We start from the raw sequence: 15028 nt of genomic DNA on the forward strand, positions 1-15028 counted from the left end.
AGCAAATGGAGCGATTGGGCAAATTTTAGGCACGCGTCAATTCGGGCAACAACTGAACAGCAGTCGGGAATTTTATTCGGGAAGCGGCAGGAGCAATTTCGTGTCAGCCACGAAGATCTCCCAATCAGGCCTTTCCCGACCGGTCATCAGCGGTAAGATACACGCGTCGGGAGAGGTTCCCGGCCTTCGCTGATTTTCCAATTCCCCCGTTTTTTCGCGAACATGTGGTCCGCGGATGCTCTCCTGCCTGCAAAGTGCCTCGCACACCTTCCTTGATGGCTACCAGCCAACGACGAGTTGTCATGACGACCGAACCTGACCCTCCCAATTTAAATAATCACGTAAACGTAGAACGGAAATCGATTTACGACAGGATCTTCTGGCTGACATACGCGGCGAACGTGATGTTGGTGACGGCGAATGCTCTAACATTCCGCTTTGCGGATTTCGTCAAGTATTTAGGCGGGTCCGAAGAGACGACCGGTGCGATCGCTGGAGCGGCGTTGTTAGGGGCGTTGGTTGCGCGATGGGTATTGGGGCAGGGGATTGACCGCTACGGCACACGGATTCTGTGGCCGTTAGGTAGCGTGTTGTTCATTGTCAGTATGGGTTTGTTCGTCTTCGTGGACCAACTGGACTCATGGATTTATGTGGCTCGCACCGGGTATGCGGTGGGAATCGCCATGATGTTCACCTGCTCTATGGTGCATGTGCAGAACCGTGTGCCTGCGGAACGACGAACCGAAGTCATCGGCAACCTGGGAAGTAGCGGGTTTGTCGGAATGATTTGCGGGGCTCAACTGGGTGACTTGATTTTGGCCCTCGTCGAAACCGGGCGAATGCAGTATGTCGTGCTGTTCGGTGCGACGGTTGTGCTCGGAACGATTTATTTGGGGTTGGTTCTTGCGATCACGCGGCGAGATGTCCACGCTCGGCCACGAGTAACACCGGCGGCTCATGCGTTGCTGTTCCGCTACTGGCCCGGTGCTGTCGTGTTGGTGGCGCTGATGATGGGGACTGCCCTGACTGTGACCACGGTGTTCCTCACCCGATATGTGAACCACTTGGGTTTGGCTCATGGGTTCGGTGCGTTCTTCACTGGCTATGCGATCGCAGCGTTTTCGTTTCGGTTGTTGGCTGCGAGGTGGAGTCGGTCGATCGGTCGGCACCGTATGATTCTTCTGGGGTTGTGCGGTCATGCGGCGGGCTTTTCGATCTTGCCGTTCATGACAGCCGACTGGATGTTCCTCATACCGGCTGCGTGTTCTGGGTTCGGTCACGCGTTGTTGTTCCCTGCGGTGGTGTCGTTGGGGGCGGGTGCGTTTCCGAAGCGATATCGCGGCACGGGCACCACAATTACCTTAGGTTTCTTCGACCTGGGGATGGCGGTGTCGGCACCGTTCTTGGGGCGGATTATCGATCAGTTCGATAGCGTCGGTTTTACGCCGATGTTCTACACCGCTGCGGGTATGATGGTTACAGTGGCTACGTTTTATGCACTGACAGCCGGGCGATATCCCGATGTCGATGCCGTGCAACCGAGCGAGCGACAAACAGTTCGAGATGGTCTGCCGCGAGTGGAAACAACTCCTCATTCGCCGGCCCGACCCGAGCCGATTCCTGCGTTGTGTTCCGCTCACCACGAAGATTAACCGCAAACCATCGAACGCAAAGATCCCCGATCGAGTGACAACCGTTGCCACATGCGACCGGGGATCCGTCGGCGGGTTTCGTGTGATTTCAGGCAAGATGAGGGCATCACGCCAACTTAGCGGTACCAACCGTAGCCAGAGTGGTAGTGGCCGTTCGTGTAAGGCGTTGTTGGCCGATGGGCTCCGTAGTTATTCGGCGTGTTGTAGCCGCCGTGGTACGGGTAGTTGTTGTAACGTGGATTCCCGTAAGGGGTGCGGTACTGCGTGTTGTACGGCTGGCGATACTGAGTGGTGTAACAGTCGTTATAGTTCGCTTGCGGAGCGTGATACGTGTTGTATCCGTAGCCGCTGTTGTAATAACTGGTTTGGAATTCGCGATCATGGTCGGCTTTTGCGGAGTCGGTTGCGAATGTAGCGGTTCCTAATCCGACGACAGCCATTGCGATGAAGTGTTTCATTGAACAATCCTTTTTGAGTTTTCGAGTCATTCATCTGGCTGCGTTGTTTGCAACCTGACACCCTAGGAATGATCAACTTCGCGCGCCATCCGACAGCCTTCGTCAGAAAAACTTTTCAGATTCACCGACCAATAGAAAAAGCCACCGGGCATTGACCCGATGGCTTTTCTTTTTGATGTGCGAGGAACTGTACCGACGTGAGACAAGGTCTAGTCGGAATCGGTGCGGAATGGAGACGCTGGTAGTCCTTCCTTGTTCATCAGGTTGGGCTCGGCGAGTTTGTGGAAACCGAAGCGGACGAATTTTGGTTCTTTGACTTCGTCGCTCCAGACCACAACGGTGTCGCCGTCGATTTTCGCGTGAGCATCGACGAAGCCTCCGTCTTCACCGGCGACTTGGAACCAGGTCAGTTCCTCGCCGTCACGACTGGCCAAACCGCTGCCAACATGATCGAACATCACGCGGATTTTGCCGTCTTCGGTTCTCGTCGATTTGTACAACGGGCCGGAGTACACCAAGTCGTCTTGACCGTAAGTCTTGGCGAGTGCCCACAAAGCAAGGCGTTTGCCGACGTCTTGCTTGTTGCGGGGGTGAATGTCTTTGAGGTTGGCGACGTCGGTCGTGACGACCATCCCCGTGTTCGGGATTTTCAGAGACGCGGTTTGGCCTTCCCATGCTTTCGCCAGGATCGTGGGGTCTTCGGTACCGTATTGATACGGAGCCAACTGCACGAACAGGAACGGCATTTCGGGATTGTGGAAGACTTCCCGCCAACCTTTGATGAGGGCTTCCATCTTGTCCCGGTAATGGGCACCGTCATGGCGATTCGATTCGCCTTGGTACCAGATGGCACCACGGAAAGCGAACGGCACGAGTCCTTTGATCATGCCGTTATAAAGCATGGTCGGGTCTTGATGGCTATACTTGCCATTCGGGTCGCGTTTTTTGACTTGCTTGGCGATCGACTGAGTTTTTTCGACGGCTTCGAAACCGACAACTGGCGTCCACGGTTCGATCCGCGTACCACCCCAGGCGGATTCAATTAAGCCAATCGGGATATCGAGTTCTTTGTGGAGGTGTCGCCCGAAGAAGTAACCGACAGCGGTAAACCCGGGAATCGTTTTGGGCGAGCAGGGTTGCCATTGGGCTTCGATATCGTCGATCGGTGTGGCCGACGGTCGCCGAGGAGCTTTGAACAAGCGAATGTTCGGGTAGTTGGCGGCGGCGATTTCTTCCTTCGGATTGTCCGAGTTCGAAACCGACCATTCCATATTGGACTGACCCGAACACAACCAGACTTCCCCGACGAGGATGTCGGATAATGCAAAGGATTCCGAGTTGGAACCTTTTACGGTGATTTCGTGCGGTCCACCGGCTTTTTGGGCGGGCAGCGAAAGTTTCCATCGCCCTTCATCGTCCGCAGTGGCTTTCGCGGTGTCGTGATCGAGCGATACGTGAACGACTTCCCCCGGATCCGCCCAACCCCACACTGGCAATTCGGCATCAAGTTGCAAAACCATGTGACTGCCAAAAATCTTCGGCAATCGAACTTCCGCCCCAGCAACGGAGCCCAATGCCCCGACCAAAGCCAACCCCGCCAGCACCGTTCGCAGATGCCCATTCATTCGCTGCATGATCTCTCCTCAATTTCAAGTAGTTCAGTGAGAGCGACTATTGAGACTCGAGACCAGCATACTCCTCCGAAGGACAAGCATCAACGAAGGTTAATGCCATTCATTCGCCTAGGCATTGACGCCCATACCACAGCCGATACCATGACCCGGCAGACCGTACATATGTTGCAATCACGAGGAACAGCGGATGAGTGTAATCGTCGTCACCGGCGGAGCCGGTTTTCTGGGCAGCCATCTTTGCGATCGTCTCATCGAACGCGGAGACGAAGTTGTTTGCGTCGATAATTTCTTCACCGGTCGCAAACAGAATATCAAGCACCTCATCGGTCATCCGCAGTTCGAACTCATTCGGCATGACATCGTGCACCCTCTGTATTTGGAGTGCGATCAGATCTACAACCTGGCATGTCCCGCATCGCCAGTGGCGTATCAGTACAATGCGATCAAAACGATCAAAACCAGTACTGTGGGTATGGTGAACGTGCTGGGGTTGGCGAAGCGGTGTCGAGCGCGAATTTTGCACGCCTCCACCAGCGAAGTCTACGGCGACCCGGAAGTCCATCCGCAAACTGAAGATTATTGGGGTCACGTCAATCCGCTCGGTCCGCGAAGTTGCTACGACGAAGGCAAACGTGTCGCGGAGAGTCTGTGCATGAACTACCATCTTTCGCACGGCTTGGAAGTTCGACTGATCCGCATCTTTAACACGTATGGTCCGCGAATGGACCCGAACGACGGCCGCGTGATTTCCAACTTCATCACGCAAGCTCTACGAGGCGAACCGCTCACGATTTACGGTGACGGCAGCCAAACGCGATCGTTCTGTTATGTGGACGATCTCATCGCGGGCATGATGAAACTGATGGACAACGACGAACACACCGGCCCGTTCAATATTGGCAACCCCGTCGAAAATTCGATGTTGGAACTCGCGGAGAAGGTGCTCAAGGAAACCCAGTCGAAGAGCGAACTTCAGAACCTCGAACTTCCCGCCGACGACCCGAAACAACGCTGCCCGAACATCGAGAAAGCCAAGAACCTCTTGGGCTGGGAACCGAAAGTGCCGCTAGAAACGGGGCTAAAGAGCACTGTTGCCTACTATCGGGAACAACTCGGCGTGTGAGACCAGCTTTTCGTGGGTGCGTGAAGCGAGGAAGCTGCATTTGCGAGATCGCAAATAACACAACCTATTCCAGTAAAAGAGGTTGTGTGCCACTGCAGGGAATTGCATCGATTTAGCGTCGTGGGTGGCATGCCCACGGCTTTGCGTGGGCATGATTGGACATTCAAACATCCCTGGCCCATGCCCACCCCAAACGGTGGGCATGCCACTCAAGTGTAAACCGCATTGAATGTGACGTAGTATTGTCTTTAGTGCATGCAATTTCTTGCAGTGACACCCGCCATCTTTGACAAATGCGATTCCCTAGCAGGAACGCGAAACGCACCAAATCGAGTCAGCATTGATGACATCGTGCGTTGCGTCCGTCTCTTCGCATGATCACCCGAGGTCTCATCGCGTTGTCATCGGCTACGATGCCGCACGTCGATTGCCCGCTGCGTGTGGGTGGGCCAACTCGTACGTTTCCCGCAAGCGAGTTGTGCTGACGTGCGTGTAGATTTGCGTGGTCGTCAGGCTTTTATGGCCGAGCAACTCTTGCACGCTGCGTAAGTCGGCTCCACCGTCAAGCAGATGAGTGGCGAAGCTGTGTCGGAGCGTGTGTGGCGACGTCAGCGAATTCAGCCCGGTTTGCAGCAGATATTTATCGAGCATCCGCCGCACGCTGCGATCGGTCAGTCGTTTCCCGAAACGGTTGAGGAACAGGGCGTCCCGCTCGCTCGCCGCCAAACTCTGTGCCGGTTCGCGGACTTCCAAATATCGGTCCAACGCCCGAGCCGCATAACTGCCGATCGGGGCAACACGTTCCTTGCGACCTTTTCCGAGAACACGCAGCACATCGGCGTCGCGGTCCCAGTTGGAAACATTCAGCGAGACCAATTCACTCACACGCAGACCCGCGGAGTACGTTGTCTCCAAGATCGCCCGGTCACGCAGTCCATCCGGTGTGTTCGCCGCCGGTGCTTCCAGAAGTTGCCCGATTTGCTCGGTCGTCAGGAAGTGGGGCAACTTTCGACCCGCACGTGGAGTCCGCAATGCTTTCGCGGGGTTCGTCTCACACAGGCCTTCCCGCACGCAGAAGGTAAAGAAGCTCCGCAAACACGCTAACCGCCGGGCGACCGTGCTTCGTGCATATTGGCATTCATGCAGAAACGTCACGTAGGTTCGCAGGAGTTGCGTGGTGACTTCCGCCGGTGGAAAGAGACCGCCGTGGTATTCCTCGAAGAACTCGCACAGGCTCCGCAGATCATCGGTGTACGACTTAATCGTCAACGCGGACGAGTTTCGCTCGATTCGCAAATACCGCGCGAAGAGATCAATCGCTTCATCCATGGGCCAGATGTGAGGGGTTAGGCGTGAGGAGTGAGGCGATAGTACTGCGGTTGCGAGGAGCATTGAGGCTCTTAACGCCTCACGCTTGACTCCTCACGCCTCACATCAGAAATCACTCCGCATACGGTCCGGCGTTGGCTTCCGCTTCGCGTTCTTGCCGGAGTCGTCGCACCTTTTGGCTGAGGATGGCGGCATCGTACCAGGTGAAACTCAATTCATGATCGGCGGCACATTTGCCGAGTTGCTGCAGGACCGTGGAATGGCTCTCGTCATCGTAGAGAAACACATAGCGTTCGGATTCCTTCACGAGCGCTAACACGTTCATTCCTTGCTGCATCGTCTTCAGCCTTCCTGGGCGACCACCGTATTCAACTGGTTCAGAAGGGGTTATCGACCAAGATCGCCAAGAACCGTTGCCGAATTTTGGCCGGAATGAACAGACTGAACCGAGTCGCTGCCAAGAATCGTGCAATCGGTACAACCGCTTCGTTCCAGCGATCGGAAACCACACGTGACACACGTATCGCTCTCGAAGATCAACGTTGCTTTCGATGGGCGAAGACGGCCCGTCGTCGTGTTTCGCCGCCGTGGAGCATCAGCATTTCGTCGATCATCAAGCGAGCGGTGAACTGCAGGAAATCGTCGCTGCGGTGCAAGTACGCTTCCCATCCGCCACTTCGAAGATCACCACTCAGTTCGACGTAATCCCGCAATGCAGCCGTGAGTGCCGCATCGGCTCCGTCGAAAATACGGGCGTAGGACATGAGCGGACGTGTTGTGTCGACAGGTGTGACCGGGGGCAGCGGCGTTTCGTCCCATGTGACGAACTCATCCGGTGATTGCCCACGCACAATCTCTTCAGAACATGATTCCCCGGGCGAGTTTGGTTCCGCGGGAGAAAACAAATCCGGAACCGCAGGCATGATGCCCTGATGAGGTGACCCGTCGTATAAATCCTGATGCCGACCATAGCGACGCCCCGGTTTTGTCGGACCATCACAGGAGCCATCTGACAAGGTGGGCAAGATGATTGGCGGCGGGAACAGCGGGGCACGGGCACGCGGATCGGTCGGCAAACCCGGCGAGAACGACCACTCGTAAGGCGAATACCAAGCCACTCGCAACCCGACACGTGGCGGATAGTACGCGTCATACGCCGTAATTGCACCCACCACGACCGCGTCGACATCCAGGATCTTCGCCAACTTCAACGCATCAGCCGGGCTGTTCAGGTTGAGATTGTGATCCTGCATTGCCGCATCGGTGACACCGACGGGGACCACTTCGAATCCCGGTGTGCGTTGAAGTTCCGTGAAGTAAGCTTCGGCGAATCGGTGACCGTCAGCCGACGGTTCCGTGCTGAGATTGAAGAACGGCACGACCGCCACCCGCGACAAGCCGGGAATCGGGTTCGACACGCCGACCTCGACCGTCGAGCAACCGACGAACAACAACGCCAAAAAAATGCAACAAGTGGACCGAATCACAACACCCCCCGATGAGCCAATTCTCCGTATCAGAAGAATCGGCATAATCGGTAGGGTGGCTTGAGGATTGTCCGTGGTCCGTTGTGAGTCGTCAGTTGCGAAGCACGTTGACGAGAACTTCCAACAACATCAATCAACTACGGGCGACCAGCGTAGATCAAAACGCGTGGACCGTTGCGTTCGTCGCGATGTTCGGCGACATCAACGTCAGTCATGCCACACTCTTTGAGCAATCGCACTAAGTCTTCCACGTGCAACCACTTGGCGTGATCGAGCATCCCGGCGAACGGGGCATCGCGGCCGTGTTCCCGGTAGCGGAAGTAGCGATAGCCTTCGTACTCGTCGAGTTCTTTGTCTTCCGGGGCGACGTGTGTGTCGAGCATCACCATCTTCTTAGTCTGCGAGAGATACTCCCGCAAATGCCCGACCGGATCGCTTAAGTGGTACAGCACGCCGACATGGTGCAGCACATCGCATTCCGCGGAAAACCGCGTCGGCAGCCCTTCTTCCAAGTCGTGAAGTTCGACTTGAACATTCTTTTCATTGAACGCCCAACAACGAACCATCGTCTTCACACAGTGCTCGATCCGCGAATCGACCGCGATCACATGCTTGGCTCGTTCACACAAAGCCACCGTATGCAGTCCTTCGAAACAACCGACTTCGAAGACCGTCGCATCAGTCATATCGACCCGTTCCGCGAGACTAACAATGCGGTGATCGGGCATTTCCGCCGGGATGATGCGTTTCTTTTTGTTATGCCGATTGCCGAAGCGACGACCTTTCGAATCGACAGTCCACGCACTCCAAGGCAGCAACTTGTTCAAACGTTGAAGTTCATCGTCGGAAAGTGGGTCGATTTGGTGAATCGCCACTCGTCCTTCTTCGTGGCCATCGAACTGAAACTCTTCTTCGACGGGTTCCGGTTCGGGTTCTGGCTTGGTTTCGGTCGGCGTCTCGGTCGCCAACGCAGCCGCCAAGTCCTTCTCGGACTTGTCAAGCTTTTCCTCGACGGCAGTCGCTAACTCCGAATCCGAGCTTTTCCCAAAGCGACGAAGCAAACTCTTCATGACACCAAGCCCCACCATCCATGTGGCCAAAAATCAAGTGGTCCAAACGATGAGGGACCAGTACTGAAAAAGCCAAAGTGTGTAAACCCCGATTTGTACGCTCCCGGTAACACTCGACGAAAATTCGATCGTTGTTTCAGTCGAACACGCTTCCGGAAACGTCAACTCAATGAAGTCGACTCGATCCTTTTACGAGCGTTGGTTTTTCTTGCAGGTTGGATCTTGGGGGACGCCTTTGCCGACGGTATCGACGGGGTGGGTGAATAGATATCGCCAGACGTCTTCGTGCAGATATTTGCCGGTTTTGCTGTCTTTCTTTGCGCTGCGTCCTGGCACGACGGAACTGTGAGCGCGGCGGGCATCGCCGTTGACGTCGAAATCGGTGATCAGTCGCCGCGTGTTGCCGTAGGGGGCTTTCGTCTCGTCGACATTCACAATCGGGCCGAACTTGTGCATGCCGATCAGTTCCCAACTGCGGCAGTAATGGTCGCCGGTCCAACCGCCATCGAGCACATGCGAAAATCCGAAATAACGGTTCTCGGGTGTGGCGGACGGCAAGGATTGCCAAGATTGATACTGGTCCCGTGGCCCACAGAAAGCGACAACGCGGCTGACCTTCTGAAACTTGGCAAACCGAGCGGCCGTCGTGGAACCGTGTGAACTGCCGGCGACGATGACATCATCCCATCGAAGACCTTGGCCGTCTTTCGTTAGAAAGTAGTCCCACTTGCCCTGCGGGTTTTCTTTCGCCAACCATTTTACGAACTGGTAGGCTCGTTCCATCATGCCGTCTGGTTTGGGGATGTCGACTTCATCGCTGAAATCCTGACCGGTTGCGGCTTCCAAGCGGATGTTGCCACGACAGTGTTCGCCGACCGGATTCTCCCGACAACAAATCGAAAACCAGCGATTGGCGTACTGCACCTGGATCGCGTGCAAGCCGTAGGAGTTCACGCGATCGAACAACTGTTGATTGTGCCCCATCAACCAAATCACCAATTTGCCGCGAGGCTTCACACGTGTGTCGACCGACGCGTGCTCGATGTCCGCCGGTTTGCCGTCCTTGCCATCAATCAGAAAGTCGATTTCCGGATGTGCTTTCACACGCGGATCAATCTGACTGGCGCGGGCCGTCAGTTTGTACTGCTGCGATTTGGAATCGGAAAACGTCAGCCTTGATTGAGCCATCGAGTTCGTGGCGATCGACGACACAAACAACAAAGTAGCGACGGAAGCGAACAATTGACGTGACTTGAACAAGGTCGAGAACTCCTAGGGTTTTTATCGGGGTCGCTATCGAAAGACAGCATGTTCCCTACATCATAGACGACAATCGCTGCTGACAAAACGAACCTCCTTAGTAGGCATGTGTTTACGCTGCGCCCAACCCTCCGCAAACCTTCCGGAAAGGTTTCCAAAAGGCGGAGAATCCGAAACGTCAGAAGCTATTGCATTTGAAACGCGAAACCGAAATAATTGGTTCCCACGCGAGAGTGGCGGAATTGGCAGACGCGCTAGATTTAGGATCTAGTGATCAATCGCCCGAAGTCGTTCAGTTGCAGTCTTTTACGGCGACTCCTGACGACAGTTTGACCAGCCACGCGACCAAAACGCCCGGATTGCAACGTGTGGTCGATGCGTGGCCGAATCTTTCGGATGAGACGAAAGCGGCGATCCTTCGATTGATCGACGCTGATTGACCCAAGAAGAATTATGTCCCGATAACGGCGTTGCACACAGGGCATGAGCGATATCGAGATCTGAGCCGATTGGTTCGTGATTTCATTCCCTTACTGTCCCAGCAACCGGTGCAGAATAGACCATCTTCGCCTTCAAACTGATAGCATCCCCACTTCGTGCCGATCGGTTTTTCTTGAGGCTCCTGCTGTGCTTTGAGCGTTGCATTTTCCTCCCTGAGGGCTGCGATTGTCTCTTTTAGCGTAATGGCTTCCAATTTCAGGTCTGCGAGTTCGTTGGCAAGGTCGGCAAGCAGATTCTTAAATTCGGCTTCTTCGATGTTCTTCGAAATCTCACGAAGCCGTTTGACCAACGAAACTGTATGGGACAGTGAAGCAACAAAATCCATAACGACCCTACCCGGCAAGAGTTCCCCAAAACCGTGCGATTCCGACGATACTTCACATTGGATTTCGATTGCAATGGGTCAGTCACCCGGTTTCCCACTCGACGCGTCGCGAGACTCGTTTCGACAGCGGCCTACGAAAGACTCTCGTAGTACCGATCGAACGACTCCCGCGTGATGCGAACCCACCGGCCATTTTTTCCGATCCGCTTCGACTCAAGCGTCCCATCCTCAACGAGCCGATCAACGGTTCGCCGGGTGATTTGCAATGCGTCCATGACTTGGCGAGACGTCATCAGCAAGACCGTACTGTCTTCTGATTTCGACATTCTTCGTGAAGTTTGCGGTCGAACTCGCTCTTTCGCCCGAAGCGTCTCATCCACAATCTGAGCAATGAGCGGCCGCAGTTCTTCCAAGTCAGCGGTGATTTGCAGCATGGCGGGTCTCCTTTTTTCACGCGTGCCAGATCCGTTGCGTCTCCACCCACTCGTCGAGGTCCTTCTTTCTGTACTTCACCCTTCGACCAAACGAATAGTACGGAAGATGCTTCGTTCCATTCGATGCCCAATTACTGAGCGTGGTCGGTGTCACGCCCAGGTACGCGGCAGCTTCCTCTCGGGTCAACCAATCCACTTGGGCGGCCTTCTTGGTTTCGGGCTCTCTCGGGCTGGTTGGTACTGCCTGGGAAATCTCTAAGATCGTCTCGGCAACGACGGCTTTCACGAGCAGACGGAGCTCCTCGGCTGATATGACGACGTTCGACATGGGTGCTCGTCCCTCAATGCTCAATGGGTTTCATGGCCATTTCGAGCGATCGCTTGCAAACAACCGTCTCCCGCTGCCCAGGCTTCTTACCCAACCGCAGCTTTTTCCGCTTGCGCATGCGGTAGATCGTTGAATCCGAGACCCTGAGCAATTCCATCGCATCGGAGATACTGACGTGCCCATCAACGCAGAACGTGAATCCCCACCAGCGATCAGCTTCTGACCTCTTTGTTCGTTTTGCCATGGAATCCAACTTCCTTGGATCTACGCGGCGGCGTTCTGTTCCCGCTCCGCCAAATAATCCTGCAACTGCTGTAGCGTGTATCGAACCCGCCTACCGACGACACGGCAATGCGAGATTCGTCCACGTAAGCGTTCATCTCGCAGCTGCGTGCGTGTAAAACTTAGCAAGTCTGCAGCTTCTTGCTCGGTGAACGAAATCTTCCCGCCGGCGTTGAAGGGTGTCATTTCACGAAGCACTTCTGCAACGATTTGCTGAACCAGTGGGCGAAGTTCTTCGATGTCGGCAGTGATGTGAAACATGGACGCGGCCCCATGGCTTCCCGGCGAATCGCTGACAGGTCTCCTTACTCGGCCGGGGAAGATATCGACAAGTGCTCAACCTGAAAAGATCAACATTTGGTGTTCGCTGGTTGCGCTCTCGGTCGCTGGTGAGATAGCCGTTAGACTGACCGGCATCGGCAAACAAATTGGTGACGTCACCTGGAGATTGCCAATCTCAAACGGTTTGCTGTTGCCTGGAGCACGTTGATCTAGAGTTTTGAGCGAATAACTTTCCACTTTAAGTACGATCTATCGACACAACGGACATGCATTGCCGGTCGATTTGAGTAGGTCGACAGAACGCTGGTGATCTAGAAGTCGATCGTATACAAAGCCGCCTGCGGTGAACTCTAATTTAATTGTGCCTGCGCAGGCGAGGTTTCGACTGTTTCCACGATCAGTAAGATCTGCACTACCTGAAGATTGGCAAGGGTGCAATTGCGGCTGCAATACTCCAGGACGCAAAAATTCAAGATCATATACCCCGCCATTGCACTGTCGAGTAAACTGAGTACAGGCGACCACTGTTCCTCGTTTGGTTAACGCCTTCACGACCTCCTCACGCGGGTGTCCATGAGTATTGCTGGTGCCGACCGAGATAATCGCTACCTGGCTAGATATCGCTTGGTCAAAGAACCAATCAAGTTCTTGCTGTGAGCCAAAGAATCTACCACCATGATGGGGTACCGAGAAAGCGTCGCAGTCAACCTGTCCGTGTCTTCGGTGGATCTCCCTCCATTGAGAGAGATCAGAATCGGCCGCAAACACTACACGCCTACCATCCCTCTCTAACACTAATACCGCGCTAGTTGGGTTTTGGTCCTGCTTGATCTGAGCCTGCAGGTTTTCCATTGCATCCGGCGACCAGACGCTCAATTCCGCGCCTAGAGTCAAATCGCTCCAGAAAGGTTGTGGCTGTTCTGATAATTCCAGTCGAACAATGTTCTTCTTCGAGATAACCCCCTGAGAATAAAAGTCGGATAGTCGAGCCCAAAAGTTGCTTTCAAGAAACTGATGGTCCTGAACGAAACCTATCCGCTCGATTCGGTCCCTATATTCTCCCAAGACTGCAGCAGCCCCTCCCATATGATCATCGTGACTATGAGATACTAGCAGCCCATCAAGGAAGTCGATATTCATTCGCTTCAGGAAGTGGAGAATTGTTCCACCGGAACGTCCACCGCAGTCAATGACAATGGCTCGACGACCTCCAAGCAAGACTACCTGTGAGGATCCCTGCGCAACGTCGAGAAAGAAAACTTCCAACTGATTTTCCTTCGTTGCCTTATATGATGCTACCAGTCTGTTTTTGGAAGTGTGCTGCTTGAACCAATGGAATCCAGAAGCATAGCTTCATCTTTTTTTGATAAACGCGAGGGTTCTGGACGTCGTTCAATGCTAACAATGCGGATCAACCGAAATGAAAGTGGGTCACGTTCCACGACCGCCTCAACAGGCTGATTGGGCTTGTATGTCACGAAGTCGGGACAATTGACTTGGTCCAGACTAATAGATTCAATTTCACCGCTTTCCCAGTGAATCTTAGAGGGATATGGCCGGACATCCCAGCGAACTCGGCCGAACTGATGCGTTTGAATTGGCGTCTGATTGCGATACGTTGGAACGTCAATTCTCGACGAAATCACTTTCCATTTTTGGAGATCATTAGCTGACATCTCGAACGGTCTTTTTGTCATTAAGTCTTGGCATGCGCTGTGAACTGAAATCAACCAGTCACGCTTTGCTTCGTTGTACGTTGCTCCTCTACCAATGAATTGAGGACTAAAACCCTCAACTAAGAACTCTCCAGCTACCGGGATGTAGCGAGACTGAACTGGCTTCTGAAGCGGGTAGCTGACACCGGCAATTCGAAGTTCAGAAAGTGACGAATGAATTGCGTCCGACGCAAAAATATTTTGCCCCCACTCATTTCTCACTTCGGTGACATAGGCCGATGACGGGGCTGGTATAGGACAGTCAATTGCCACGAAGGGCATCTCAAGCCTCGCTAGATTCTTGAATGGGTTCAAAAAGTTTTAAGGTTTTCTCAGAGAACGAATTGATAAAGCAATCCCACATGTAGTCATGGGCCGTGTTCAGTCGCTTCCAAACTGCTGATGGGTCAAGAGTGTCAATGCCCCTGGACAGCTTATGCCATTCCATCTGGAATCGAAAAATCCCTGTTCCAGAGGATGGCAAACTCTGGAGACGAACAAAAAGTGGTCCATCATCGATTGGGCAAACCACCTCGAAGGACTGAGAAAAATTGAACATTGGCCCGAAGGGATCCTCTGGAATCTCCATCGAATAAAGAAAGTAATCCCGCAAGTCTATCTTATCATTTTCGGGAACAGGTATCTCAATTACATCCAGATAATGGAGCACTGCGTTTGTAATCTTCACGGGGCGGAATTTATTGATGTAATCGAGGAGCTTTGGTTCAGTCGCCGTCCGAACTTTCTGGTACCCAGGAATTTCTAGCGAATTTTTAAGCATGTGGTACGAGATCTGATCGTCGTTAATCTGAAAGGCACGAGACCTCGCCTCATTCCATAGACGAACATGTTTCAGTTTCACGTCTCTGTTCACAACCTTCGGCAGGCGATTGGAGGCTTGCTCTTCCGTCTGAATCTGCACCTCATGTTCGACGTCGCGGTTCGGGAAATCCTCTTTATACTGAACAGCAAATGCCTGAACAAGTTCGGGGTCGAACCCCCGCTTATTGTCGTTAGGTTGAAATTCGATGGAGATCCAGACTTCAATGACAGGCGGTTTGCGAAACTTCATTGCTCTGTTTCTTGAAATGGTAACTGGTCGCTTTAAGCGGCAACCGCTTTCATGCTCCTGTTTCGCCAAACTTCGG

At 53.8% G+C, this 15028-nt stretch carries 18 protein-coding genes; 2 read left to right on the forward strand and 16 right to left on the reverse strand.

The annotated features are described in order from the left end of the window. The first annotated feature begins 302 nt into the window (after window positions 1–302). A complete protein-coding gene (locus tag AC5DDB_RS23580) occupies window positions 303–1652 on the forward strand; it encodes an MFS transporter (protein WP_491742215.1) in 1350 nt (449 codons plus the stop codon). Window positions 1653–1768: 116 nt separating this feature from the next. Here AC5DDB_RS23580 and AC5DDB_RS23585 read toward each other — a convergent pair whose 3' ends face one another. Both AC5DDB_RS23585 and AC5DDB_RS23590 read right to left on the reverse strand, forming a co-directional pair. Next, window positions 1769–2110 (reverse strand): hypothetical protein, encoded by a 342-nt coding sequence (locus AC5DDB_RS23585; protein ID WP_491742216.1) that lies wholly within the window; start codon window positions 2108–2110, stop codon window positions 1769–1771. 209 nt (window positions 2111–2319) lie between these two features. Then, window positions 2320–3744: a sialate O-acetylesterase gene (locus AC5DDB_RS23590; RefSeq protein WP_491742217.1), complete on the reverse strand. Its 1425-nt coding sequence runs from the start codon at window positions 3742–3744 to the stop codon at window positions 2320–2322. A 187-nt stretch (window positions 3745–3931) separates the two neighbouring features. Between AC5DDB_RS23590 and AC5DDB_RS23595 the strand changes: the two genes are divergently transcribed. Continuing rightward, on the forward strand, window positions 3932–4867 hold the full coding sequence (locus tag AC5DDB_RS23595; protein WP_491742218.1) for a UDP-glucuronic acid decarboxylase family protein: 936 nt from the start codon (window positions 3932–3934) through the stop codon (window positions 4865–4867). Window positions 4868–5275: 408 nt separating this feature from the next. Here AC5DDB_RS23595 and xerC read toward each other — a convergent pair whose 3' ends face one another. The 14 genes from xerC to AC5DDB_RS23665 form a co-directional block, all read right to left on the reverse strand. Next, the gene (gene xerC / locus AC5DDB_RS23600) at window positions 5276–6196 is read right to left on the reverse strand and encodes a tyrosine recombinase XerC (RefSeq protein ID WP_491742219.1); all 921 of its coding nucleotides are present in this window, start codon (window positions 6194–6196) and stop codon (window positions 5276–5278) included. A 112-nt stretch (window positions 6197–6308) separates the two neighbouring features. Next, window positions 6309–6521 carry a hypothetical protein gene (locus AC5DDB_RS23605; protein WP_166831088.1) on the reverse strand — a complete coding sequence of 71 codons (213 nt, stop codon included), beginning with the start codon at window positions 6519–6521 and terminating at the stop codon, window positions 6309–6311. Window positions 6522–6573: 52 nt separating this feature from the next. Further along, a complete protein-coding gene (locus AC5DDB_RS23610; protein WP_491742220.1) occupies window positions 6574–6714 on the reverse strand; it encodes a hypothetical protein in 141 nt (46 codons plus the stop codon). An 18-nt stretch (window positions 6715–6732) separates the two neighbouring features. Then, entirely contained in the window at window positions 6733–7614 is an 882-nt protein-coding gene (locus tag AC5DDB_RS23615; protein WP_491742221.1) for a hypothetical protein, read from the reverse strand. 206 nt (window positions 7615–7820) lie between these two features. Beyond that, window positions 7821–8753, reverse strand: coding sequence for a class I SAM-dependent methyltransferase (locus AC5DDB_RS23620; protein ID WP_491742222.1), 933 nt, complete (start codon window positions 8751–8753; stop codon window positions 7821–7823). 189 nt (window positions 8754–8942) lie between these two features. Beyond that, a complete protein-coding gene (locus AC5DDB_RS23625; RefSeq protein WP_491742223.1) occupies window positions 8943–9941 on the reverse strand; it encodes a BPSS1187 family protein in 999 nt (332 codons plus the stop codon). Between the two features lie 523 nt (window positions 9942–10464). Further along, a complete protein-coding gene (locus AC5DDB_RS23630) occupies window positions 10465–10839 on the reverse strand; it encodes a hypothetical protein (RefSeq protein ID WP_491742224.1) in 375 nt (124 codons plus the stop codon). Window positions 10840–10970: 131 nt separating this feature from the next. Next, complete coding sequence (locus AC5DDB_RS23635; protein WP_491742225.1) at window positions 10971–11273, reverse strand: helix-turn-helix domain-containing protein; 303 nt, start codon at window positions 11271–11273, stop codon at window positions 10971–10973. A 16-nt stretch (window positions 11274–11289) separates the two neighbouring features. Next, the gene (locus AC5DDB_RS23640) at window positions 11290–11601 is read right to left on the reverse strand and encodes a helix-turn-helix domain-containing protein (RefSeq protein WP_491742226.1); all 312 of its coding nucleotides are present in this window, start codon (window positions 11599–11601) and stop codon (window positions 11290–11292) included. A 13-nt stretch (window positions 11602–11614) separates the two neighbouring features. Then, window positions 11615–11845, reverse strand: coding sequence for a helix-turn-helix domain-containing protein (locus AC5DDB_RS23645; protein ID WP_491742227.1), 231 nt, complete (start codon window positions 11843–11845; stop codon window positions 11615–11617). 20 nt (window positions 11846–11865) lie between these two features. Further along, window positions 11866–12144, reverse strand: a complete 279-nt coding sequence (locus tag AC5DDB_RS23650) for a helix-turn-helix domain-containing protein (protein ID WP_491742228.1) — start codon at window positions 12142–12144, stop codon at window positions 11866–11868. Window positions 12145–12414: 270 nt separating this feature from the next. Next, window positions 12415–13431 carry a ComEC/Rec2 family competence protein gene (locus tag AC5DDB_RS23655; RefSeq protein ID WP_491742229.1) on the reverse strand — a complete coding sequence of 339 codons (1017 nt, stop codon included), beginning with the start codon at window positions 13429–13431 and terminating at the stop codon, window positions 12415–12417. Window positions 13432–13460: 29 nt separating this feature from the next. Then, window positions 13461–14162 carry a hypothetical protein gene (locus AC5DDB_RS23660; protein ID WP_491742230.1) on the reverse strand — a complete coding sequence of 234 codons (702 nt, stop codon included), beginning with the start codon at window positions 14160–14162 and terminating at the stop codon, window positions 13461–13463. Window position 14163: 1 nt separating this feature from the next. Beyond that, window positions 14164–14952 carry a TIGR04255 family protein gene (locus AC5DDB_RS23665; RefSeq protein WP_491742231.1) on the reverse strand — a complete coding sequence of 263 codons (789 nt, stop codon included), beginning with the start codon at window positions 14950–14952 and terminating at the stop codon, window positions 14164–14166. Between the last annotated feature and the right edge of the window lie 76 nt (window positions 14953–15028).

It is taken from the genome of Thalassoroseus sp. (genome assembly GCF_984380535.1).